A 25,068-nucleotide genomic window follows, 5' to 3' on the forward strand; every position below is an offset into this window, starting at 1 on the left:
GAGACAAAAATCTAAGAAAATTTAAATTTTTGAATATGATAGCTATAAAGCGTTAAAAATATTTAAAAATGTTTTTTAGATAGAAACTTCGAAAATGTGCATTAAGATTATGGCTTTTTTACATTGAGATTTAAGAAAAATAGATTGAAGGTTTAGTTACTATTTTTTGAAAATCGAAACGAATAAAAGGTCAGTTTGATAAAATAGTGAGTATTTTTTATTGAAGGTTTTTTGAAGAGCAAAATCAATCGAAATGCACATTTTTCACTAGAATTTAGATGCACTGCAGTGCGTTATTAGCTTACTTACACAAAGAAATATAAGCAATTTTGTCATTTCGACGAAGGAGAAATCTTCGCAAGAAACTCGACAAAGATTGATTCTCAGTGCGGAGCTACTTATGGAGATTTCTCCTTCGTCGAAATGACAAACTGTATGTTTTAGTAGATGATAAATCAGTTTTTAAAAGCAACTAATCAAACCAAAAAACTTATGAAATTTTTTATTGACACCGCCAATCTTCAAGACATTGAAGAAGCGCAGGCTTTAGGTGTTTTAGACGGTGTAACCACCAATCCGTCTTTAATGGCAAAAGAAGGCATTACAGGAAAAGAAAATATCCTGAAACATTATCTTGATATTTGTAACATCGTCGACGGCGATGTTTCGGCTGAGGTAATCTCGACTGAATTTGAAGGAATGGTAAAAGAAGGAGAAGAGCTAGCAGCTTTACATCCTCAGATTGTAGTGAAACTCCCTATGATTGGCGATGGTGTAAAGGCCTGCAAATATTTTTCTTCGAAAGGAATTCGCACCAATGTTACTTTAGTATTTTCGGCGGGTCAGGCTTTGCTTGCTGCTAAAGCAGGAGCTACTTATGTTTCGCCATTTTTAGGAAGATTAGATGATGTTTCTACTGATGGAATGCATTTGATTGCTGAAATCAGAGAAATATACGACAACTATAATTATCAAACTCAAATCTTGTCGGCTTCTGTGCGACATACCATGCATATTATCAATTGTGCCAAAATTGGATCAGATGTAATGACTGGACCGCTTTCTGCGATAAAAGGTCTTCTAAAACATCCTTTAACCGATATCGGATTAAAGCAATTTGTAGAAGACGCGAAAAAGATGAATTTATAGCCTTTTTCATTTACTTTTTTATAGTTTTAAAACTCTCTTTCAGTTATTTGGAAGGGAGTTTTTTTTATGAAATAAAAGCAACCGATTGTCTCTCTTTAAGTTTTGTAAGAATTGTAATATTTTAATAGCAGTGTATTGGTTTTTAGTTTATAAGATTTCTTAAGCCAGCTTTTATAAGGCATAGCGAAAGATTTAATTTATGATGAATTTTTAGACAGTTACTACAACGTTTTAGTTTTTTTTGAAAAAATCTCGTTTTTTAACATTTTATATTTTTTTTAAGATTTTGAATCAAATGATTTATTATCTCTAACGTTTTCGTAATATTAAATGCTTGTTTTGATGATTGCTTAATATTTTTTAATTATTAATACAGATAATTCTTTTTTTTAGCTTTATTTTTTCGAAATTAGAAATAAAAAATAACACAACCGATTGCGTGTTGTTGTTTTTTGCATATATTTGTTTTGACTATAAGCTATTTATTTGTTTGAAATGTTAAAATGAAAACGAGTAAAAAAGTCATCTAAAAAGAAAACTAACTAAACCATACTATTAACTCATTAAACCAATTATTTATGACTAACTTTTTAATTACTAAAAGCAGATCTAAATACTTTAAGAATTGGGGGTTCTTAATCCTGATGCTGGTATTTTCTGCTGCAGTAAATGCACAAATTACTGTTACAGGTACTGTATCTGATGGTGTAGGACCAATACCAGGTGTCAACATTATTGTAAAAGGAGCCAAAACAAGTACCGTATCTAATTTTGACGGGACTTACACCCTTCAAGCTATTCCCAATAATAGTATTTTGGTCTTTAGCTTTATTGGATACAAACCGTATGAAGTTGCAGTGAATAATAAAACTAAAATTGATGCTGTACTAGAAGAGAATTTAAACGACTTAAAAGAAGTTGTTGTTATTGGATACGGAACGGCAAAAAGAGCAGATTTAACAGGAGCAATTTCTTCTATATCTAGTTCTGCGGTAACACAATCTGTTTCTACAACTATCGATCAGGTACTGCAAGGCCGAGCGGCTGGGGTGCAGATACAGCAAAATAGCGGTACGCCTGGAGGAAGTTCTTCGGTACGTATTCGTGGTATAAGCTCTATTACAGGTTCTAATGAACCGATTTATGTAATTGATGGTGTTATTATAGATGGTAATTCAGGTTCTTTAAATACAAATCCGCTTTCAGGAATTAACCCTAATGATATTGCTTCTATAGATATTTTGAAAGATGCTTCTGCAACTGCTATTTATGGTTCTAGAGCAGCAAATGGGGTAATAATGGTGACTACTAAAACAGGTAGAAAAGGAGATTTGACTTTAAATTTTGACAGTTATGTAGGGTGGCAGCAAATGCCTAAAGAATTGCAGGTGCTTAATTTAAGAGAATATGGAACGCTGAAAAACACGAGATCAGATTTAGGAATCGTTCAAAGAGATCCTTATTTTATTCGTCCTGATCTATTAGGAGAAGGAACAAACTGGCAAGATGAATTATTTCAAACAGGTTTAATTCAGAGCTACAATTTATCTGCGTCAGGCGGATCTGATACTACTACTTATGCATTAGGAATGTCTTATTTTGATCAGGAAGGAACGATCATCGGTTCTTCTTTTGATCGTATGACCATTCGTGCAGTTGTAGACTCGCAAGTAAAGAAATGGATGAAAGTTGGAGTGAATTTAAATGCTTACAAAACCAATCAGGTCACTACAGTAAATGATGATTCGGTTATTTTAACGGCACTAAAACAAACTCCAAACGTAGCCGCTAGAAATGCTGACGGTACTTTTGACGGGCCAGATACAACAGAATTTGTTCAGACAAATCCATTGGGAATTGCAATGTTGAAAGACAATCATGGAAAAGATTATGGAATTAGAGGAAATGTGTATGCCGAAATTGGTTTTACAAAAGATTTAAAATTGAGAACCCAATATTCTATAGATTATGGTTTTGGAAACCGATATACTTTTAATCCATCTTATACTTTTGGAGCATTATCAAATGAAGTTAGAGAAGGATCCAGAACAAAATCTACGAGCGAAAACTGGATGTGGACTAATACTTTGACTTATAATAAAGCATTCGGAAAACATAATGTTAATGCACTGGTAGCTCAAGAATTTCAAGAGCAAAACTGGGAAAATCTGTATGGCTACCGTTCAGGTTATTTAACAAATGGAGCTACAGATTTAAACGCTGGAGACCCAACAACGGCTAGAAATTCAAATGCAAGTTCTACAAAATCGCTTAGTTCTTATTTTGCAAGAGCAACGTATACATTTGATGATCGATACATTTTAACAGGAACAATCAGAAGAGACGGATCTTCGCAATTTGCTGAAGGCAATAAATGGGATTGGTTTCCATCTGCTTCATTAGCGTGGAAAGTTTCAAACGAATCATTTTTAAAAGAAAATCAGACTATTAGCAATTTAAAATTACGTGCAGGATGGGGAGTTACAGGTAATTCAAGTGTACCCAATAATGCTTATACTTCTGTTTATGGCACTTCGGCAACCAATTGGGGAAGCGGGCAAATTGCAACTAATACTGCAAATCCAGACCTTAAATGGGAAAAATCAAACCAGACTAATATTGGTTTAGATATCGGACTTCTAGACAATAGAATTGAAATTTCAACAGATGTTTATTATAAAAAAACAGATGATTTATTACTAAGATTATCACTTCCAGCTTACGTAGGAACAACGGGTCAAGGAGCTACAACACCGCCTTTTGCTAATATCGGATCTCTTGAAAACAAAGGTTTCGAGTTTACGATCAACACCATAAACATGCAGAGAAAAGATTTTCTTTGGAAATCAAATTTCAATATCTCGATGAACAGATTTAAAGTATTGAAATTGAATTCAGAATCTGGAGTTTACGATCAGACTTTACAACAAGGTTCAGACGTAACAGTGGTTACTCGTACTGCGGTTGGACAGCCATTAGGACAATTTTATGGTTATAAAGTAATTGGACGTTTTGAAAAAGCAACAGATTTCTATTATAAAGATGCCACAGGAACAGTAAAACCAACAGCATTGCCGGAAGGAATGGTAATTGGTGAAAATGGCGTTTGGATTGGAGATTATATGTTTGAAGACGTAAATAAAGATGGAGTAATCAACGAAAAAGATGCAGGTTATATTGGAGATCCTAATCCAGATTTCACTTTCGGTTTCAACAATAGTTTTTCATTCAAAGGATTTGATGTGAGCATTTTATTTACAGGTTCTTACGGAAATGATGTTTTAAATTACCAAAGAAGATGGCTTGAAAACCCACGCGAGAATACCAATTTATTGAAATCAGCTTTAGGATACGCGCAATTAGAACTAATCGATCCGAACGGACCAAACGATTATCGTAATGTGCAGATTGTGGGCGGAGATCCTTACATGCCTAGAATTGCAGCGTCATCAGCAGCTTCGGCTTCTAATTATCGTTTAAGCAACAGATTTGTTGAAGACGGGTCTTATGTAAGACTTAAGAATATTTCGATTGGCTATAATCTTCCTAAAGATTTGTATTCTAAATACGGAATTTCAAACATCAAAGTATATTCAAACATGCAGAATGTTTTAACCTTTACCAAATATAAAGGATACGATCCTGAAGTAGGTGCAATGTACCAAAACCAACTTTTAAATGGTATCGATAACGGACGTTATCCTTCACCTATGGTAACTACGCTTGGATTAACTGTTAATTTCTAAAAAACGCACAATGAAAACAAAGAAAATATTTTACACGGCTTTAATGATTGCATTGCCATTTGTTTGGACGAGTTGCAGCGATATTTTGGACGTTGAACCGAATGATGTAATTACAAAAGAGAACTTTTATAAAACGGAATCTGATTTTCAGGCCGCAACAGGGCCATTATACAATAAAGTATGGTTTGATTTTAATGATAAATTCTATTACGGATTAGGAGACGGACGTGCCGCAAACATGTATGCGCCTTTCTCAGATTATGTTTATCCGTTTACAGATTTAACAGAAACGGGACTAACAGGGCCTTTGGTTTCGGCTTGGGCATCTTTGTATAATGTAATACAGCAGTCTAATAATGTGATCATCGGAATTTCTGGAAGCGCAATGAGCGAGACTATTAAAAACAAATATATTGCTGAAGCTCGTTTTATGAGAGGAACAGCTTATTGGTATTTGGCTTCATTATGGGGAGATGTGATTATTTCTACAGATCCGAGAGAATTGGTAAAAAATCCAATCGTAAACAAAAATCCAATGAAAGATGTTTACGAATTCTCGATGCGTGATTTAGAATTTGCTGCAAAATACCTTCCGGAAACTGCAGGGCAGGCTGGACGTTTAACAAAATACAGCGCCTACGGAATGCTGTCTCGTGTTTACTTATCATTTTCAGGAGTTAGCGACAACCCAAACAGCGGAACCCGTAATCAAGAATACCTTGATTTAGCCAAAAAAGCGGCAGAAAAAGTAATGAGTTCTGGGCCTTACAGCCTAATGACCAATTATGAAGATCTGTTCATGATTGACAATAACAACAATACGGAATCTATGTTTGCATTGCAATGGGTTCCTAATGGAGATTATGGAGTAAACAATACGCAGCAGGCCTATTTTGCATTAGGTTCTGATATTACTGGAGACGATGCCGCTTGGGGATATTGGACAAGAGCTTCTTATAATGTTTTACAAGAATATGAATCAAAAGATCTTCGTCGTAGAGCGACTTTTATGGGAGATGGTGATCATTATGCAGAAATCAATAAAGCAAATGGCGGTTATACAGTAGATCACAGTGCTGATTTCTTAACCGTTAAAAAAGGAGTTGTAGGTTCTACCAAAGATAATTCTAAAATTACGCGTATGAATTCTGCTTTAAATACTTACATGTTACGTCTGGCAGAGGTTTATTTAAATTACGCAGAAGCAGCTTTAGGAAACAATGCTACAACTGCAGATGCAACAGCTATTTCGGTTGTAAACAGACTTCGCACACGTGCAGGTTTAGATCCTAAAACAACACTGACTTATGCAGATCTTGCGCACGAAAGAAGAGTAGAATTATGTATGGAAGGGCAATATTGGTACGATCTAGTTCGCAGGGCTTACTACAAACAGCAGGAAGTAATCAACTATGTGACTGCACAAAATAGAGGAACAATAACTCCAATTTTGTATGACACAGCAACCAATACCGTTACGGTTGATGCTACAAAGGCGACAAGTCCGAGAGCAATTGGCGTAATCGATGCAACAATTTTCACACTTCCTTATCCAGAATCTGAATTGGTTCAGAATCCGTTATTGAGAGAAAATCCTGTTCCGTATCAGTTTACAGAAGAGAAAATAAAAGACTTATTCTAGTTTCAGAAATAAAAAACTAAAAGACATAAATATGAAATATATTTTAAATAAAAAGTATTGGGCACCTATTGCACTATTAAGCATGATGGTTTTCGGTATGCTATTTACTTCTTGCGACAACAACGATTCTGAAGGACGCGCAATGACCATTACAAAAGTGTTTTTAGAAGATGTAAATTCGACCGTACCAGATAGAGAAGTTAGTTTTGCCCGTTTAGGACAGCTATTGCGTATCGAAGGTTCTGGATTTGAAGGACTGAAAAAAGTTTATATTAACGGATATTCGACCTACTTCAATGTGGTTTTTGTTTCCAACAATTCAATGTTGGTAAGCATTTCTGCAGATACACCCATTACAGATGCAGATCCATCGGTAAGAAATACAATTCGTTTTGTAAATGATTCAAACGAAGTGACATTTCCTTTTCAAATCCGTTCAGGAAAACCGGCTATTTTAAGTATGTCGAATACAATGCCAAATCCTGGAGAGACAATTATTGTTTCAGGAACAGGTTTGACAGAAGTGAGCAAAGTAGTTTTCCCTGGAAATGTTGAAGTAACAACAGGAATCACTTCAGATGAAGAAGGAGAGTCATTTACAGTTGTGGTGCCAAGCGGAATCTCAGATTTAGGAGGTTCAATTTATGCCGAAACATCAAACGGAGGAGTTTACTCTCCAGCGTATTTTAATTTCAAAAAAGGTTTACTGCTTAATTTTGACGGACAAGGTTCACACGGATATTGGGGAAGTTCAACAAGCATGATCCAGCCAGCAGATTTAGAGTCGGCAGCTTTAGGAACCATAAATACATCTCAAGGAAAATACGTACCTCATCGTCCAGCTCGTATTGCTTCTTTTGATGCAGCAAAAAACCGTTGTACTGAAGTTTGGACAGCAGGAAATGGAGTAGACAATTGGAGAGCGCAATTAACGCCATACATTCCAGCAAGTACGCCATTGGATAAAGTAGGATTTCAATTTGATATCTATGTGCCAGATGTTTGGAGAGATTCTGGTTTCTTAAAAATTTGTATGATCAATAATTTTAATGGTGGAGAATGGACAGGAGCTTGTTACAACTATGTTCCTTGGATTAAAGATGGTAAATCAATTGGAGTAAATACAACAGGGTGGATTACCGTTACAATTCCATTAAACAAATTCTACGCTTGGTCTAAAGAAGCATTTACTTTCGAAACAGTTCTAGCTTTTCGCGAAGCGGCAACGTATCAAAACTTTGGAATTTACTTCGAAAATTCTGATGTAAAACTATCTAATGTAACAGGAAGCGCAAGCGAAGTAGAATTTCCTTCAAAAGCAACTTCTGTAAAAGTCTACACAGACAATTGGAGAATTGTACCATTAGATACGCCAGTATACAATGATTTTAACTAACCCAACAGCCACAAAATGAAATCTAAATATATCATACCAATAATTGCTTCATCACTAATGATTTTGTCATCATGCGATGATAATTTGATGGAGTGGGGAAAAGACCCAGAGCACGGAGAAGTAACAGGAGCCGAACTTCCGTTAGCTTTAGTAGAAAAAATAAGCCGTTACGAACCCTTAAAAAACTATTCAGATTTTCCTTTAGGAAACGGAATCGGAATAAGTTTGTACATGAGCGATGCTAATTATAGAAAAATCGTAAACGAAAATTTTGATGAAGTAACGCCAGGTTACGAAATGAAGCATGGGGCAATGGTAAACTCCAAAGGAGAAATTGATTTTGCCAACGTAGATGCTTTTATTGCTGCAACAAAAAGTGCAGGATTAAAAGTTTTCGGGCACACTTTAATTTGGCATTCCAACCAGAACGCAAGTTACCTAAACAGTATTATTGCCCCTACAGTAATTCCAGGTTCAAGCGGAACAAATGTCTTGGATCTAACGCCTATTAAAAACGGAACTTTTACAGGATGGGCTAGAAATAACCCAGGAAAAGGCATTGCAACAGTTGCCAATGCGGGATTAACAAGTACATCTGCGGCAATTCAATTAGCATCAAGTGCAAGTTCTTCGGCGGCTTATAGTCTTCAGCTTACCTCTCCGAATGTACCAATTGTTGGCGGGCATAATTACGAAATCTCATTTTATATCAAATCTGATGTAACAGGAAAAGGACGTATTTCATTTAATGCTTCATTGGCAAATCAATATCCATACAAAGATTGGTTTAGCACAGGCGGAACATGGACAGAAGCTTTTGCAACCACTTCTTCTTGGCAACAAGTTAAAATTAAATTAGCACCAGGCGATTTTAAAGCGGGAAGCACCACCTTTCAGTTTAATTTAGATTTAGGATATCTTCCAAATGTAACGTATCTGATTGATGCTAATACGCTAGCAGTTGTTGATTTGGATGCGGCAACAGGACCAGTTAATTTAGTTTCTAACGGAACATTTAATTCTGGAATAACAGGATGGAGCAAAGCCAATGGAGCAGCAGATGCTTTAAGTGCAGCAACAGGAACGTCAAATGTTTACGAAGGAAGTGGAGCTATGAAAGTTGTTAATGCAACATCTGACGCAGGAAATCAGTGGAAAACTCAGATTCAGACCACTTTTACTTCTGCATTAGTAGCAGGAAAAAACTATACAATTTCTTATATGATTCGTTCTGAAGCTGCAGGTTCTGTAAGATGTTCAACAACTCCATCGGGTGTAGCAAGTTACCAAGGCGATCAGGCCACTACTACAACTTGGAAACAAATCGAGTGGAAAATTACAGCAAAAGGAGGTGAAACAGGTTTTGGTTTCGATTTAGGAGGAGCTGCTGGAACTTATTACATCGATAATGTTTTGGTAACCGATGGTGCAGCAACTGGCGGAGGACCTACAGCACCAGTAACAATTGAAAAAACAGCTGCTGAGAAAACCAAAATTATTGGCGATGCCATGACAGATTGGATTTCTAAAATGATGACGCACTACAAAACAAGTGTTTTCTCTTGGGATGTTGTCAATGAACCAATGAAAGAAGATGGAACACTTAGAGATGGAAGCGAAGGTGATACCGCTACAGATTATTTCTCTTGGGTAAAATATCTAGGAAAAGACTACGCAGTAAAAGCATTTAAACTAGCACGCCAATACGGAAATACAAGCGATAAACTTTTTATAAACGATTACAATTTAGAATCTAGATTAGATAAATGTGATGGAATAATCGAATATGTAAAATACATTGAAAGCCAAGGTGCGCAAGTTGATGGAATCGGAACGCAGATGCACATTGGTTTAACAACTGATAAAGATAAAATTGTTCAGATGTTCCAAAAACTGGCAGCTACTGGAAAATTGATTAAAATTTCTGAATTAGACATCAGATTGGGAACCGCAACACCAACAGTTGCACAGCAAGCTTCTCAGGCAGAAATGTATCAGTATGTTATTGATATGTATAAAAAATATATTCCTGCAGCTCAGCAATATGGAATTACAATTTGGGGAGTATCAGATAATTCTAAAGAACATGAATACTGGCTTCCAAATGAATCTCCGAATCTTTGGGATGCAAATTACGTTCGTAAACACGCTTATAAAGGTGCAGCAGATGGTCTTGCCGGAAAAGATGTGAGTTTAGGTTTCTCAGGAGAATTACAAAAACCTTAAATATTTAATTAGTAATAATATCCATAGTGCAAGTCTGGAAAAGGGTCTGCACTATGGATTGTTTATTTTCTTAACTTTTATCGCTCAAGATTTATCAGAGCAAAAAACAAATCAAAATGGCTTTCAATCTTAATACAAACCAAATAAGCATTTTTACAAAAAGCAAATTGTTTCTCATTGCATTCTTGACGATACAATTTGGGTTTAGTCAAAACATACCTCATCTTCAAAAGACAGAAAATAAAACACAGCTAGTTGTCAACCAAAAACCATTCTTAATACGAGGTGGAGAATTAGGAAATTCTTCTGCAACCAGTATGGAAAGCATGGAACCTATTTGGTCTAAATTGACAGATATGAACCTCAACACTGTTCTAACTCCGATTTATTGGGAATTGATAGAACCGCAAGAAGGTAAGTTCGATTTTCAGTTAGTAGATGATTTGATTCTTCGTGCACGAAAAGAAAACTTAAAACTCGTTTTTCTATGGTTCGGCTCATGGAAAAATAGCATGTCGAGTCACGCGCCAGAATGGGTAAAACTCAACCAGAAAAAATACCCGAGAGTTAAAGACGATAAAAACAAAAGCCACGAAATCCTGACACCTTTTAGCGAAAATAATCTTCAGGCCGATTTGAATGCTTTCAAAAAATTGATGACGCATATCAAAGATTTCGATCAAAAAGACCAAACTGTAATTATGGTTCAGGTTGAAAACGAAATCGGAATGCTGCCAACCGCTCGTGATTATCACGCTTTAGCGAATGCTGCATTTCAGAAACAAGTTCCAGAGGAATTAATCCAATATTTAGAAAAAAACAAACAAAAATTAGTTCCCGAATTTTTAGAAATCTGGAAGAAAAATGGATTCAAAACAAAAGGAAACTGGGAAGAAATTTTTGGAAAAGGATTACATACAGACGAAATTTTCATGGCCTGGTATTTTTCTAAGTTCACCAATATTGTTGCTAAGGCTGGAAAAGAAGCTTATCCAATTCCGATGTTTGTAAATGCTGCTTTGAATGCTCCAGAAAAAAAGCCAGGACAATATCCAAGTGCAGGACCGTTGCCTCATATTATGGATGTTTGGAAAGCCGCAGGAAATTCAATTGATTTTTTAGCGCCCGATTTTTATAATCCGTCATTTAAACAATGGAACGATTTGTTTACACGTCAAGGCGATCCGTTATTTATTCCAGAACACCGTTTTGATGAAACTGCACCTTTCAAAGGTTTATACGCGATAGGGCATTACGAAGCAATTGGTTTTTCGCCATTTTCTATAGAATCTGTTGCCGATGCCAAAAAAGAACCATTAGGAAAAATATATGATTTAGTGCAACAGTTAACTCCGACAATTGAAGCCAATAAAGGACAAGGAAAAATTGACGGTGTTTTATTAGACAAAGAAAACAATATGCAAATCATCAAAATGGGCGATTACGAATTCACTTTCAAACACGATTATACTTTAAATTGGTCTGATGGAGCAAAAGCAGAAACTTGGCCAATGTCAAGTGCGATTATTATAGAAATCGCCAAAGATGAATTTTATATTTCTGGATCAGGAATTGTAGTTACTTTTAAACCATTAAAGGAAAATGTAAACGCAGGAATTCTAAAAACCGATCAAGGCCGATTTGAAAATGAAAGATGGAAAACCATCAGACATTTCAACGGTGATCAAACCCATCAAGGGAGGCATTTAAGAATTTCAGTTGGAGATTACGAAATCCAAAAAATAAAATTATATACTTATGAATAGGTTTTTTTTGCCACGAATTCACGAATTTTTCTAATTCTTTTCTTTGTGTTTTAATTATCTTCAAATTACACAAATTAATTTGTGTAATTGAATTAGTCTACATACAAAGATTTTAATAAAAAAATTCGTGAATTGCTTCGCCTATTCGCTATCGCTCGGGTCGTGGCTAAAAAAAATAAAACAGATTATAATGAAAAAAATAATAGTAGCATTTTTAATAAGTTTTAGCATCAATGCTCAAATAAAACTTCCGAGATTAATTAGTGACGGAATGATTTTACAGCGTGATACAAAATTCAATATTTGGGGCTGGGCATCGCCAAACGAGAAAATCGAACTCGATTTTAATCATAAAGCATACAAAACCACAACAGCTCAAGACGGAAAATGGTCGATCCAGCTTCCGTCTCAAAAAGCCGGCGGACCTTATGAAATGACTTTAAAAGCATCCAATACAATTGTATTAAAAAACATTCTATTTGGAGATGTGTGGTTATGTTCGGGACAATCCAACATGGAACTTCCAATGGATCGACTGAAAGACAAATACAAAGAAGAAATTGCAAAATCTGCCAATCCGAATATTCGACAATTTTTAGTTCCCGATGAATATTATTTTGCGAAAGAAAGAAACGATTTTTCATCTGGTTCTTGGGTTGAAGCAAATCCTCTAAATGTTTTGCAGTTTACAGGAGTTGGATATTTCTTCGCTTTAGAAATATACGAGAAGTATAAAATTCCAATTGGATTAATCAACAGTGCTTTGGGCGGTTCTCCTGCAGAATCGTGGATTAGCGAAGAAAGCATTAAAAAATTCCCCGAATATGAGCAGGAATATCTAAAATTCAAAGACGGAAAACTCGAAAAACAAATCGATGAAAACGACCGAAAAGTTAGTTTAAATTGGTATAAATTACTCAATGAAACCGATCTTGGACTGAAAGATAAATGGAGAAATTCGATCGAAACTTCAGATTGGAAGGAAATGAATGTTCCAGGTCATTGGGCCGATGGTGAACTCGGGAAAATAAATGGTTCGGTTTGGTTTAAAAAGGAATTTGTTCTGGAAAAAGTAAAGGAAAATCAAGCAAAATTAATTTTAGGGCGAATTGTTGATGCCGACTCCGTTTTTGTAAACGGACATTTCGTTGGAACAACTTCGTACCAATATCCGCCAAGAATTTATTCTTTTAATACTGATGTTTTAAAAGAAGGAAAAAATGAAATCACGGTTCGCATCATCAACAATTCTGGAAAAGGAGGTTTTGTAATCTATAAACCTTACGAGTTAATTGTAGGAGATAAAACTATTGATTTAAAAGGAACTTGGAAATACAAATTAGGTTCAAAAATGGAACCGTTACCAGGGCAAACTTTTGTGCGTTGGAAACCTGTCGGACTTTACAATGCTATGATTGCACCACTAAAAGATTATCCAATAAAAGGGGTTTTATGGTATCAGGGCGAAGCCAATACTAGAAAACCATTGGAATATGGACCTTTAATGCAAACCTTAATTTCTAATTGGCGTGCGCAATGGAAACAGGAAAAATTGCCATTTTTATTGGTACAGCTGCCTAATTTTATGGAACCCAAAACAGAACCAACAGAAAGTAATTGGGCAGCTTTAAGACAGCAGCAACTAAATACGCTGAAAGTTCCAAATACAGGCTTGGCGATCACAATAGATTTAGGCGAATGGAATGATATTCACCCATTAAACAAATATGATGTTGGAAAAAGATTATCGCTACAAGCAAGAAAATTGGTTTACGGAGAAAAAAACTTAACTGCTTCTGGTCCGATTTTTCAATCGATGAAACAAAATGGAAATAAACTGATTTTAAGTTTTTCAGATATTGGAACAGGATTGCAAAGCAAAAATGGAAATGAGTTAAAAGAATTTGCCATTGCAGGAACCGACGGAAAATTTGTTTGGGCAAAGGCAGTTATTGAAGGCGATAAAATCGTAGTTTGGAATGATGCCGTTTTAAATCCTGTAAAAGTGCGTTATGCTTGGGCAGATAATCCAGTTGAAGCCAATTTATACAATAAAGAAAATTTGCCTGCTTCGCCTTTTGAAGCAGAGTTGAAATAAATTTTTAATAATGACAACTTTGACAAAGTGTGCTACAAACAATTTTTAGACAAAATTCCGGAGGAATGAAATATTTATAGATTATTTGATACATGGTTAGCAAAAGCTCCAGAGGAGCGACATAATTCTAAAATTAATATTTCACCCCGCTGGGGCTCTTTTGAAATGGGAATAATTGTTTCTATAAATATGCCGTCCCGCTGGGACTTGTTTTAAAAATCCGATATTTAAAAACTATTTCAAATTTTCTACGAGCATTTTCAAAAAAGCTTTAACTGCTTTTTTCTCATATACTTCTTTCAAAGAAATCAGCATTGCAGTTCGGGTCATATTTTCTCCTTTTATTGGTATGGCGTACAAATCTTTTTCGTCTTCAATTGTAGTTTTCGTTAAGATCGTGTGCCATTTTCCCGTTTTAATTAATTCAAGCAATGTTGGAATATCATTTATTTCAATCGTAACATTCGGATGTAAATTGTTTTTTTCAAAGGCCTTGCTGATAAATTGAGTGGTGCTAAAACCACCAGCTGGCATGGCAAGGGGCAACGTACTAATTTCTTCTAGAGAAATGGTCTTTTTATTTTTTAAAGAAGTTTCAGAAGACGTAACCAGAGCCATTGGCGAAGTAAACAATTCTAGATACTTAAAATGTGCTTCAGAAGCAATTTCTTCAAAAGTTAAAATAACATCAAGCTGAAAATGATTTAGTTTTTGAATGAGTTCCTGCGAAGTTCCAAAGATAATTTCGAATTGAATTTTAGGACATTCGGAACTAAACAAAATCAAAGCTTTTGTAACGACATGCCGCAAAGCGTAGGTAACGCCAATGGCAATTTTTCCAGTTTCGAGTTTATTTAAATCTTTTAATAATTGAAGTCCGTCAGAAGCTTTGTTGACCGATTGTTGCGCGTAAACCGAAAATAATTCTCCAGCTTCTGTCAATGTAATTCGTTTTCCAATTCGGTTAAAAAGCGGAACTTGAAGCTCGTCTTCCAATTGTTTAATTTGTTGCGATAAAGTACTCTGACTAATATAAAGTGCCGAAGCCGCTTCGGTAAAATTCAGCAATTCTTTTGCTTTGAGAAAATATTTGAGCTGACGAAGTTCCATTTCTAAATCGGTTTTATCGATTGATTATATCGAAAAATAAGGTTTTACAAATATAGAAAATCTTAAGAACTTTGCTTTGTTATACAATTAGAAACAAAATAAACATGAAAATCATAGCATTACAAGAAGGAAATTATATTGTCAATTCTCAAAAAGAATTTCAGCTTTTAACAGAGCATACAATCGATTCTGGTTTAAAAATGGCGATTCAGCCTTTTGTTGTTATTACAGATCATGATGTTATTTTAATAGATTTCGGTTTAGGATTTGTCAATAATGGTGTTTCATTTATTTACGAAATGCTGAGAAAAAATGATATCGAACCTCAACAGATTACTAAAATTCTGGTTTCACATCTGCATAAAGATCATATAGAAGGAATTGGTTATTTTGAAAATAATCAATTTGTTCAAAATTTCCCAGATGCGAAGATTTACATTCAAGAACGAGAAATAGATTTTGCTTTAGAACAATTGCAAAATCCGTCGTACGTGCCTGAGCTATTAAATGAGCTGAAAGAATTGCCAAACGTTGAATTATTAAATGAAGACAACGGACAAATTACCGACGAAATTTTCTTTGAAGTTACAGCAGGACATACCAAGTTTCAACAAGTATTTTGGATTAAAGCCGATAACGAAATTGTTTTTTATGGAGCAGATGATTTGCCTCAAAAAAGATATTTAAAATTTCCTGTTGCCTACAAAACGGATTTCGACGGAAAACGTGCTATGGAATCTCGTAAGAAATGGGAACAGCAGGCAAAAGATGAAAACTGGAAAGTGCTTTTGTATCATGATATGAAGACACCTGTTTTAGATTTTGCTGAAGAAAGAAGTGAGATGAAAGATGCTGTATAGAAGCAAGAATATAGAATATAGAGTATTGAAGTAAGACGAAAGATATTGAGAGATTATAGATGAAAAACATAGAAACAATTCCGGCTTTAATTATTTACGGATCATTGGCTCCTGGAGAATCCAATCATTCGGTTATGGATCCGATTAAGGGAGAATGGAAAAAAGCAATTATAAAAGGGAAACTTGAAGAAGGGGGTTGGGGCTCTTCTTTAGGGTATAATGGTTTTATTCCCGTTAATAATGAAGAAGCCGAAACAATAAAGGCGTATGTTTTATTTTCAGAAGATTTGACTTCGAATTGGGATTATCTCGATGAATTTGAAGGTGATGGCTATACGCGAATTCAAACCGAATATGAGTTGGAAAATGGAGAAAAAGGAAGCGGATACATTTATGCTTTGAAACAATAAAAGGAAAATTCAGATTAAATTATTTAGTTTGAATTTTTTTTTAGCAGAAAACATAAGAAACAAAACACTCTTTACTTTTTCTTCCAAAGAAGTGCGCAAAATCGAGAATGCTTTGGTTATCTGCGCTTCAACGGTTTTGATAGAAACATCCAAATGTTCGGCTATTTCAATATTGGTTAAACCTTCTTTTTTACTTAAAATAAAAACCTCTTTGCATTTTGGCGGTAAATTCTGGATCTCTTTGTTTACCGCATTCAAAACTCTCTGAAAAGATTCAGAATCTTCTTCTTGAACAATTCCGTTTAAGGCATCATAATACGATTTTTCTAGAGAAAATAAAGATTGATTTTTTCGATACAAATCGATAAATTCATTGTAAGCCAGTTTGTAAAGAAAACTTTTTAGAGAATGATCTGTTTTTAATCTTGTGCGTTGTTCCCAAACTTTTATAAAAACATTTTGCACGATATCTTCGGCACTGTAAACATTCTTTACCAAGCTGTTAGCATACACACAAAGTTTATGATGATAGGTGTCGATAAGGTACGTGTATGCACTTTCATCTCCATTTTGTAGAGACTCAATTAGAATGGTATTATCGCTGTAATCATCAATCTTCATAAAAACAAATATATAAATTAATAGGTTTTGAGGTTAAAAAGTAAACTGAATTTGCTCAAATCGACCTTTTTTTAGCCTTTCTATTTGAAAATTATTACAAATAAAAAAGGAAGAAAAATGCAAATATAAATCTTTTAGTTTGTAATATCTATCAAATTAGTCGAGTTTTATTGAGAGAAAACACTTGTAAAAAATAAAAAAATCAGTAAAATGAAAAAAACTTTATCAAATTGTTAGGGTTTTGTTTTTTGGCTTCGTAATAATATTAAAAACGACTAAAATGACAGTAAAAAAGTCAGAGAGACTAATTGTTAAATTTATCACAAATCAGGCTTCTCAAGAAGAGATTGAGCAGCTTACCGAGTGGTTAAAAGAAGAAGAGAATCAAATTGTATTTAAGGATTTTGTGCAAACCAATTATGCAATTGATACTGCTTTGAACACTTTTGATTCGACCGAAGTTAGAAAACAGCTTTCGGAACGAATCAATAAGGAAAATAATGTTTTTTATAAACGAAGATTTTCATCTTATTATAAATATGCCGCGGTTTTAATTGTGGCTTTGGGAGGTTTTTATTTCTATAAAAATTCTAGTGCAGAACAAGTTAAAAAAAATGTTATTGTGCCGAGAGTTGATGAGATTGTTTTACAATTGGGTAACGGTTCATCTGAAACTATTGATATTTCTGGAGAAAAAAATGTTACGGACAAAGACGGAAATATTATTGGAAAACAAGAGAAAAACAGATTGGTTTATAATAAAGCTTTTGCTGAAGGAGAATTGGTTTACAATACATTGAAAATTCCATACGGTAAAAAATTTGAGGTACAGCTATCAGACGGAACTTTAGTGCATTTGAATTCTGGAACTTCATTTAAATATCCAGTTCAGTTTGTCAAAAAACAAAATAGAGAAGTGTATTTAACGGGCGAAGCTTATTTTGAAGTTAGTAAAGATAAAAGCCATCCGTTTACGGTAAACGCGCAACAAGTGAATGTTGAGGTTTTAGGAACTAAGTTCAATGTCGATTCGTATACTAATAATAGCAGTACAGATGTTGTATTGGTCGAGGGTAAAGTTTCGCTTTATAAAGATCAGAAAACAAACCAAAATCAGGTTTATTTAACACCAGGTTTTAAAGGTTCGGCTCAACAGGGACAGAGCGAAATTAAAATAGAACAGGTTAATACTGATTATTATACCGATTGGGTAAAAGGAAGTCTGGTTTTTAAAAATGCTTCTTTTGATGCTATTATCAAAAAACTTGAACGCCAATACAATGTGACTTTCATTAACAGAAATAAAACACTTGGAAAAGAAATTTTCAACGCCCGTTTTGATAATGAACCCATTGAAGTGGTCTTGAAATATTTTAGCGACAGTTATGCGATTGATTACAATATTGACCGAGACAAAATAACGATTAAGTAAAGACGAAGAAGGAGAGTAAAGAAGAAAGAATATAGAATATAGAATAAAGAGGGAAGAAACAAGATTGAGAAATCTAAAATCAACAATCAGAAATCTAAAATCTAAAATCACCAAGCCTATGTAACAGAAATCCAAAAAGAAAAGGATCGTTATAAAAAAACCGGAAAATGCGCCAACATTTCCCGGTAGAGTATATGCGGTCAGTTAATTAACCAACCAACATTAAAAAAAACATTTAAAAGTATGAAAAAACTCTTGAACAGAATCAGGTTTGATAAGCCTTTTTTGAAATTTGATTTGAAAATGAAATTGACCACATTATTTCTGCTAACTGCCTTAACAGTAATGCACGCCGGAACCACTTATTCTCAAAAAAACAAGATTTCTTTTAATGCCAGCAATATGACTGTTGCAAAAGTGATTGAAAGACTTGAATACACTACAGATTACAGATTTGTTTATAATGTAAGATCTGTAGATTTAAACAGAGTAATCGACGTAAATGCATACGAAGCTTCAATAGAAGTTATTTTAAATAAAATTTTTACTAATACGAGTACCGATTTTAAAGTATCAGGAAACCATATTATTCTGATGCCTAGAAAAGTCTCTGCAGAAAAAACGGAAGAGAAAAAACCTGTAGCAGATTTTATCGTAAAAGGTAAAGTTACAGATGAAAAAGGAATGCCCTTGGTAGGTGCGGCGATTTCTGATAACGGTTCAGGAAGAGGTGTAGAAACCGATTTTAATGGTGAATATCAGATTATTGCAGTAAGCAGTGAAACGACTTTGGCTTTTGCTTATTTAGGATATGTTAGGCAAGAAATAAAAGTTGAAGGAAGAAGTGTTATCAACGTTGTTTTGAAAGAAGATATTTTTGAACTTGAAGGACTGGTTTTGAAGACTGGTTATCAGGATATATCTGCAGAAAAGGCAACGGGATCTTTCTCAAGTTTAAAAGCAAAAGAGTTTCAAGAACAACGTTTAAGCAGTTTAGATAAAATTTTAGAAGGACGTGTTGTTGGATATCAGGATGGAAGAATTCGTGGAACAACTTCAATGAGAGGGGTAACGGCACCGTTATATGTTATTGACGGTTTTCCTGTCGAAAATACAAGATTAACTCCTTACGCATCTATAGAAGAAAATCTTCCTAGTTTGAACTTAGAAGATATTGAAACCATTACAGTTTTAAAAGATGCCGCAGCTTCTTCTATTTATGGTGCTCGCGCTGCAAATGGAGTTGTCGTAATTACCACAAAAAAAGCAAAAGAAGGAAAAACAAATATTTCGTTTTCAAGTAATTTAACTGTAACGCCTTACCGAAATTATACGGGCAATCTTACTAGCTCTGCAGATATTATTGGTTTAGAAAGAGGATGGGCAGAAGGAAATCCTAACTTGAAAACCGCTAATTCAGCTACTTATGCGCAGTCTTTATTGAATAATGCAGTTTTTCAAAGTTTAGGAATGCAGACTATTTTAAATGGGTATGCAGGAAATATTTCGCAAGCAGATATGAATAATCGTTTGAATCAGCTGGGTTCTCAGGGGTATAAATACTACGATGATGTAGCAAAATATGCCAAACGCGATCAGTATTTTATGCAACACAATCTTAGTTTAGGTAAAGCTAGCCAAAACAATACTTTTAATGCGTCTATAACTTACAAAGACAATCAGTTAGAAGATATGTATTCTGAAAACCAAACGGTTGGAATTAATTTGAAAAACTCAACACAAATTAACAACTGGCTTTCTTTAGATTTAGGAACGTATTTAAACTACGGAATAGGAGATACTCAGTATTATAATCCTCTTAATCCAATTACAATACCAGCTAATCCAGGTTATAAATGGCAACCTTATAATCAGTTGGTTAATGCTGATGGAAGCAATTTTGTTTCGACTGCTGCTTCTCGCTACAATAATTTCACGCTTAATTCTATGCAGACTTATGGTCTTTATAACATGGATATTACGCCAATGGACGAGTTGGGAAGAAACTTAACTGAAAGCAAAAATTTCTTAAACAGAACATTCGCTAAGTTCAATGTAAAATTCAGCCATGCGTTTACTTATAATGCGATGTTCCAATATGAATTTGCTTCAGATCGCGCAAGCCAATTATTTGATAGAGAATCATATTATGTGAGAAGCAAAGTAAATGGTTTGGTGACAATTGTGAATAACAAAGCGGTTTACAACTTGCCTTATGGAGATATTGTCAAAGAAACCAATCAGTTTTCTAATGCCTATAATTTCCGTCAGCAATTAAATTTCAATCAGACTTTTGCAGAAAAGCATGATTTCTCTGCGATTGCAGGTATGGAAATCCGTCATTCCAAACAAGAATATAATGATAACACACGTTATGGTTACGATTCGCAAGCTTTAACATTCACAGCAATAAATCAAGCCGATTTATTAAAAGTATATGGATCTGTTTTTGGCAATTATATGTCACAAAACGACTTTGGATTAGAAAAAGAATTGCAAAACCGTTACGTTTCGGTTTACTCAACTGGAGGTTATACGTATGATAAAAGATATACATTATCAGGAAGTATTCGTTGGGATCGTTCTAACCTTTGGGGAACAGACAGTAAATACCAAAACAAGCCAATTTGGTCTGTAGGTGCGGGTTGGAATATTAACAATGAATCATTTTTTGATGTTGCGTGGGTTGATGCTCTTAAACTTCGCGGTTCTTATGGTATTGCTGGAAACATAGCCAAAGATTCTGCGCCTTATTTAACAGCTTATTATTATGCTAATGCGAATGTTGGAGGAACTTATGGAAGTGTGGGGCAACGTCCAAATCCTGAATTGTCTTGGGAAAAAACAACAACAACCAATATTGGTTTTGATTTCTCTTTGTTTAAAAGTAGATTAAGCGGAACGCTAGATTTATACAACAAAAAAGGGCAAGATTTGTTAGCTACTAGCCAAGGAATTCCAACAGAAGGATTCGGATATTCTTCTTACACACTTAATAATGGAGAAATGACTAACAGAGGTGTCGAAGCTACTTTAAGAGGAACGATTGTAAAAACGCCTTCTTTTTCTTGGGATGCGGCCGTTTTGTATGCCTATAATAAAAATACTGTAGATTATGTAAATGTAAAAGCTCCTGTTTACTATTTACAGTTAGATTATCCACAGGCTTATCCTAGAGTTGGAACAAGTTTTAACAGCATTTATGGTTACCAATGGGCTGGTTTAAGCAATACAGGAATTCCGCAAGTTTATGATGCTTCAGGAACTGCAGTAAAATACAATCCAGGTCAGATAGATGCGATCAAAGATTATGGTTCGACAGTTCCGACACACAGCGGTTCTTTCCATACCTCAGCAAATTATAAAAACTTCTCACTTTCGGCTCTTTTCATTTATGAGTTAGGACATAAAGTAAGAAACACATTCTTACCAATGTTGAGTAACAATTACAATGGTGCACTTGGAGGTTATGTAACAGATATTACAGTGGTAAACAACAATATTGCAAATCGTTGGATGCAACCAGGTGATGAAGCTTTCACGAATGTTCCGAGAGCGGTTTACGAATATGAAGCAGATTTTAATTCAGAATCTCGTACGATTTATTCTTATGCAGATATTAATATTTTGGATGCATCAAATTTAAGATTAAGCAATATTTCGCTAGCGTATCAAATGCCAAAAGACCTTATTAAAAGAGTAAAACTAGACGGAGTACGATTCAATTTGAACGCAGAAAACGTATACACTTTTGCCAAAAGCAGAGATGCCAAATACATGCTAGGCGGTTTCATATCTCCAAGCTTTGTTATGGGTGTAAATGTTAATTTCTAATTTATAAAGACTAGACGATGAAAAATATATATAAAAAAGTAGCGTGCTTATTGGCTTTAGGATTGACTTTGGCATCTTGCGATGATTACTTGAGCGATGTGCCAAAAGGAGCAAAATCGCCTGAAACATTAGCAGATTATGAAGCTTTTTTGCGTGACGAATACAATACAAGAATAGATATCCTAGGAGCTACACATTTGCTAAATGATCAATTTGTAACAGCTGCTACACTTACAAGTAATAGGTTGTATAATGCCAATTATATGTGGGACGAAAATGCAGATCGTATTGCATTGAAAGTATCAGACGAATCTACCTATTATACCACTTATAGCGGAATTTCGGCTTTTAATTTAATTATTGAAAATGCACTTTCGGCCACTAAAGCGACTGAGCAAGAACAGAGAACAGTTTGGGCACAAGCAAAAATAATGCGTGCGATGAACTTTTTTTATGTAACTAATTTTTATGCAGATACTTATGTAGCTTCTACGGCGGCAACAAAATTATCAGTTCCTTTAATTACGAGTGCCAATATTAATGCGCCAAGTAAACAAGTAACCATTCAGGAAATGTATGATTTTATTCTAAATGATATTAAAGAAGCATTACCTTATTTGCCTAAGGTTGCTCAAACCGCTTTGCATCCTAATTTAGGGGCAGGTTATGCTTTTTATTCAAGAGTTTATCTGCAGATGAATAATTATACGGAAGCTTTAAAATATGCTGATTTGGCATTAGCAGAAAATAATAAACTCTTTGACTGGGTGGCTTTTTACGAAGCAAATAAAGCCATTATAGATGTGCCAAATTCATACACTACTGCTGTATCGCCAATGGGGTATAACAATGTTGAAAACTATATTTTTAGACACGGTTCAAGCCGTTCATTAGGGAGAGAACCAAGTATACCAGTAGAAAGAGCTGTGCGTTTTGAAACTGGAGATGTACGTTTAAAATCTCGTTGGAAAGTAAGAACCGTTGGAGCTGATACTTATTACTATTCGATATTATCAGGAATGTACAATTTTGGTGGACTTACAACGGTTGAGGTTTATTTAATTAAGGCGGAATGTCTGGCACGTGATAACAAAATTACTGAAGCATTGGCTATTTTAAATGCGGTTCGTAAAACTCGTATTCTTCCAGCATCGTATCAGGATATTGCAACTACAGATAAAGCAACTGCTTTGAACGCTATTTATAAAACAAAAAATAATGAATTACTGCAAACGCTTACTCCTTATGCAGATGCACGCCGTTTAAATGCAGAAGGAATTTACAAAGTTAGTTTTACTAAAGTCGTAAATGGAATTACGTACACATTAAAATCTGATTCTCATTTATGGACATCGCCTTTCCCACAAGGAGCAACGCAAAATCCAGGAAACGGAACCATTACGCAAAATGTAGATAAATAATAATATAAAAGCTTCCTGATTAGATTTCCCCGAAAGGGAAGCTTTTTCTAAAAATATCAATCAAAAATGAAAGCAATTCAAAATAAAATAGTAGCATTCTGTCTGTGCCTGTTTATGGTTTCCATCAACATTCAGGCACAAAAGAAAAAAGCAACCTCAACACCAGTTTCTTCTTATACAATTGAAGGAACAATAACAGGTTTAGCAGACGGAACTGAGGTAAAATTGATTCCCGGCGCTACACATTCTTCTGAACTGCCAGTTGCTGAAACAACTTTAAAAGACGGGAAATTTACTTTTGCAGGAAAATTAAATGAACCTCGTTTTTTCTATGTTGTCTTTGGTAAAAACAAAGGAAATATTTCTGTAATGGTCGAAAATTCAAAAATACAAATTACAGCAGCTGGTAAAGTTTCAGATCAAGAAGGAGAGAGAATTTCTTTTAAAGATGTAGTGGTTACAGGTTCTAAATCACATGATTATTATAAAAAAGAAACTGCGTTTAGAGAGGAACTTGAAAAGGACTATGCAGCTTATCATACCAAAGATTCAGACGAATTAAGTAAATTAATCGGTGCTGCAAGACGTGATAAAAACGCAAAAGCGGTAGACTCACTTCAAAATCTTCCAGTTTGGAAAAAATTTGAGGCTGATGAAAAAGCATTTTTTACGAAAGTAGAAAAAACAACATTAGAGGTTATCTCAAAAAATAAAAACACCTGGTGGGGACCATTTTTTATGATGACCAACTTTAGTTATTTCACACCAGAACAAAAGCCTTTGTACGATCAGTTTTCTGAAGCAGCAAAGAAAAGCTACTACGGACAGGTTTTAGATAAAGATTTGAATCCGAAATCTTTAATCGGAACAAGCATTGCCAATTTCAGTTTAAAAGATAAAGATGGAAAACCATATAGCGCAAAAGACATCGTAGCTGGAAAAAAATACATTTTGGTCGATTTTTGGGCTTCATGGTGTGGTCCATGCCGAAAAGAAATTCCGAACTTAAAAACAGCTTACGCAGAATATGGACCTAAAGGATTTGAAATTTTAAGTGTTTCAATTGATAAAGACGAAAAAGCTTGGCAGAAAGCACTTGGACAAGAAAATATGCAATGGCATAATCTTTTAGACGATGATAAAGTAAGTAAAGCATTTAATGTAAAAGCAATTCCGGCAACTTATTTAGTAGACAGTAAAGGGGTAATTATCGGTGACAATTTAAGAGGTGCAGAATTGGAAGCGAAATTAAAAGAGCTCTTGAAATCTTAAATTTTCAGTCGCAGTATTCAGTCTCAGTTTCAGCGAAAACGGTAAACTGCAACTCCGACTGAAACCCAAAAAAACATCGCAATCT

General features: G+C 34.7%; 15 protein-coding genes. 13 read left to right on the forward strand and 2 right to left on the reverse strand.

Features of this window, described 5'->3' with window-relative positions:
• Positions 1–492 precede the first annotated feature (492 nt).
• The 7 genes from fsa (at position 493) to NCC77_RS07895 (ending at position 14,023) form a co-directional block, all read left to right on the forward strand.
• Positions 493–1,149 carry a fructose-6-phosphate aldolase gene (gene fsa / locus NCC77_RS07865; protein ID WP_250835081.1) on the forward strand — a complete coding sequence of 219 codons (657 nt, stop codon included), beginning with the start codon at positions 493–495 and terminating at the stop codon, positions 1,147–1,149.
• A gap of 578 nt (positions 1,150–1,727) precedes the next feature.
• Positions 1,728–4,895 carry a SusC/RagA family TonB-linked outer membrane protein gene (locus NCC77_RS07870; RefSeq protein ID WP_250835082.1) on the forward strand — a complete coding sequence of 1,056 codons (3,168 nt, stop codon included), beginning with the start codon at positions 1,728–1,730 and terminating at the stop codon, positions 4,893–4,895.
• A 10-nt stretch (positions 4,896–4,905) separates the two neighbouring features.
• Complete coding sequence (locus NCC77_RS07875; RefSeq protein ID WP_250835083.1) at positions 4,906–6,537, forward strand: RagB/SusD family nutrient uptake outer membrane protein; 1,632 nt, start codon at positions 4,906–4,908, stop codon at positions 6,535–6,537.
• A 31-nt stretch (positions 6,538–6,568) separates the two neighbouring features.
• Positions 6,569–7,933: a glycan-binding surface protein gene (locus NCC77_RS07880; RefSeq protein WP_250835084.1), complete on the forward strand. Its 1,365-nt coding sequence runs from the start codon at positions 6,569–6,571 to the stop codon at positions 7,931–7,933.
• A 15-nt stretch (positions 7,934–7,948) separates the two neighbouring features.
• Positions 7,949–10,159: an endo-1,4-beta-xylanase gene (locus tag NCC77_RS07885; protein ID WP_250835085.1), complete on the forward strand. Its 2,211-nt coding sequence runs from the start codon at positions 7,949–7,951 to the stop codon at positions 10,157–10,159.
• A 116-nt stretch (positions 10,160–10,275) separates the two neighbouring features.
• Positions 10,276–11,925, forward strand: a complete 1,650-nt coding sequence (locus NCC77_RS07890) for a GH35 family beta-galactosidase (protein ID WP_250835086.1) — start codon at positions 10,276–10,278, stop codon at positions 11,923–11,925.
• 190 nt (positions 11,926–12,115) lie between these two features.
• Complete coding sequence (locus tag NCC77_RS07895) at positions 12,116–14,023, forward strand: sialate O-acetylesterase (RefSeq protein WP_250835087.1); 1,908 nt, start codon at positions 12,116–12,118, stop codon at positions 14,021–14,023.
• Positions 14,024–14,257: 234 nt separating this feature from the next.
• Here the strand turns inward: NCC77_RS07895 and NCC77_RS07900 are convergent, their stop codons facing one another.
• On the reverse strand, positions 14,258–15,133 hold the full coding sequence (locus NCC77_RS07900) for a LysR substrate-binding domain-containing protein (RefSeq protein WP_250835088.1): 876 nt from the start codon (positions 15,131–15,133) through the stop codon (positions 14,258–14,260).
• 104 nt (positions 15,134–15,237) lie between these two features.
• On the opposite strand from NCC77_RS07900, the gene NCC77_RS07905 reads away from it, so the two are divergent.
• Both NCC77_RS07905 and NCC77_RS07910 read left to right on the forward strand, forming a co-directional pair.
• A complete protein-coding gene (locus NCC77_RS07905; protein WP_250835089.1) occupies positions 15,238–15,993 on the forward strand; it encodes an MBL fold metallo-hydrolase in 756 nt (251 codons plus the stop codon).
• Between the two features lie 59 nt (positions 15,994–16,052).
• Entirely contained in the window at positions 16,053–16,403 is a 351-nt protein-coding gene (locus NCC77_RS07910) for a gamma-glutamylcyclotransferase family protein (RefSeq protein ID WP_250835090.1), read from the forward strand.
• Between the two features lie 9 nt (positions 16,404–16,412).
• Here NCC77_RS07910 and NCC77_RS07915 read toward each other — a convergent pair whose 3' ends face one another.
• Positions 16,413–17,024 carry an RNA polymerase sigma factor gene (locus NCC77_RS07915; RefSeq protein WP_250835091.1) on the reverse strand — a complete coding sequence of 204 codons (612 nt, stop codon included), beginning with the start codon at positions 17,022–17,024 and terminating at the stop codon, positions 16,413–16,415.
• Positions 17,025–17,304: 280 nt separating this feature from the next.
• Here NCC77_RS07915 and NCC77_RS07920 point away from each other — a divergent pair, with 280 nt between their 5' ends.
• From NCC77_RS07920 to NCC77_RS07935, 4 genes are all read left to right on the forward strand, one after another.
• The gene (locus tag NCC77_RS07920; RefSeq protein WP_250835092.1) at positions 17,305–18,456 is read left to right on the forward strand and encodes a FecR family protein; all 1,152 of its coding nucleotides are present in this window, start codon (positions 17,305–17,307) and stop codon (positions 18,454–18,456) included.
• A gap of 243 nt (positions 18,457–18,699) precedes the next feature.
• Positions 18,700–22,290 (forward strand): SusC/RagA family TonB-linked outer membrane protein, encoded by a 3,591-nt coding sequence (locus tag NCC77_RS07925; RefSeq protein ID WP_250835093.1) that lies wholly within the window; start codon positions 18,700–18,702, stop codon positions 22,288–22,290.
• 17 nt (positions 22,291–22,307) lie between these two features.
• Positions 22,308–23,711, forward strand: a complete 1,404-nt coding sequence (locus tag NCC77_RS07930; protein ID WP_250835094.1) for a RagB/SusD family nutrient uptake outer membrane protein — start codon at positions 22,308–22,310, stop codon at positions 23,709–23,711.
• Between the two features lie 66 nt (positions 23,712–23,777).
• Positions 23,778–24,983, forward strand: a complete 1,206-nt coding sequence (locus NCC77_RS07935) for a TlpA disulfide reductase family protein (protein ID WP_250835095.1) — start codon at positions 23,778–23,780, stop codon at positions 24,981–24,983.
• Positions 24,984–25,068: the final 85 nt, after the last annotated feature.

The organism is Flavobacterium tyrosinilyticum, assembly GCF_023656565.1.
GTDB lineage: Bacteria > Bacteroidota > Bacteroidia > Flavobacteriales > Flavobacteriaceae > Flavobacterium > Flavobacterium tyrosinilyticum.

What these genes read in the sequence shown, in the direction of transcription:
- NCC77_RS07935 (WP_250835095.1), top strand. Translation starts at nt 23,778, where the DNA reads ATGAAAGCAATTCAAAATAAAATAGTAGCATTCTGTCTGTGCCTGTTT.
- NCC77_RS07890 (WP_250835086.1), top strand. Translation starts at nt 10,276, where the DNA reads ATGGCTTTCAATCTTAATACAAACCAAATAAGCATTTTTACAAAAAGC.
- NCC77_RS07925 (WP_250835093.1), top strand. Translation starts at nt 18,700, where the DNA reads ATGAAAAAACTCTTGAACAGAATCAGGTTTGATAAGCCTTTTTTGAAA.
- NCC77_RS07885 (WP_250835085.1), top strand. Translation starts at nt 7,949, where the DNA reads ATGAAATCTAAATATATCATACCAATAATTGCTTCATCACTAATGATT.
- NCC77_RS07900 (WP_250835088.1), bottom strand. Translation starts at nt 15,133, where the DNA reads ATGGAACTTCGTCAGCTCAAATATTTTCTCAAAGCAAAAGAATTGCTG.
- fsa (WP_250835081.1), top strand. Translation starts at nt 493, where the DNA reads ATGAAATTTTTTATTGACACCGCCAATCTTCAAGACATTGAAGAAGCG.
- NCC77_RS07915 (WP_250835091.1), bottom strand. Translation starts at nt 17,024, where the DNA reads ATGAAGATTGATGATTACAGCGATAATACCATTCTAATTGAGTCTCTA.
- NCC77_RS07880 (WP_250835084.1), top strand. Translation starts at nt 6,569, where the DNA reads ATGAAATATATTTTAAATAAAAAGTATTGGGCACCTATTGCACTATTA.
- NCC77_RS07895 (WP_250835087.1), top strand. Translation starts at nt 12,116, where the DNA reads ATGAAAAAAATAATAGTAGCATTTTTAATAAGTTTTAGCATCAATGCT.
- NCC77_RS07870 (WP_250835082.1), top strand. Translation starts at nt 1,728, where the DNA reads ATGACTAACTTTTTAATTACTAAAAGCAGATCTAAATACTTTAAGAAT.
- NCC77_RS07905 (WP_250835089.1), top strand. Translation starts at nt 15,238, where the DNA reads ATGAAAATCATAGCATTACAAGAAGGAAATTATATTGTCAATTCTCAA.
- NCC77_RS07910 (WP_250835090.1), top strand. Translation starts at nt 16,053, where the DNA reads ATGAAAAACATAGAAACAATTCCGGCTTTAATTATTTACGGATCATTG.
- NCC77_RS07920 (WP_250835092.1), top strand. Translation starts at nt 17,305, where the DNA reads ATGACAGTAAAAAAGTCAGAGAGACTAATTGTTAAATTTATCACAAAT.
- NCC77_RS07930 (WP_250835094.1), top strand. Translation starts at nt 22,308, where the DNA reads ATGAAAAATATATATAAAAAAGTAGCGTGCTTATTGGCTTTAGGATTG.
- NCC77_RS07875 (WP_250835083.1), top strand. Translation starts at nt 4,906, where the DNA reads ATGAAAACAAAGAAAATATTTTACACGGCTTTAATGATTGCATTGCCA.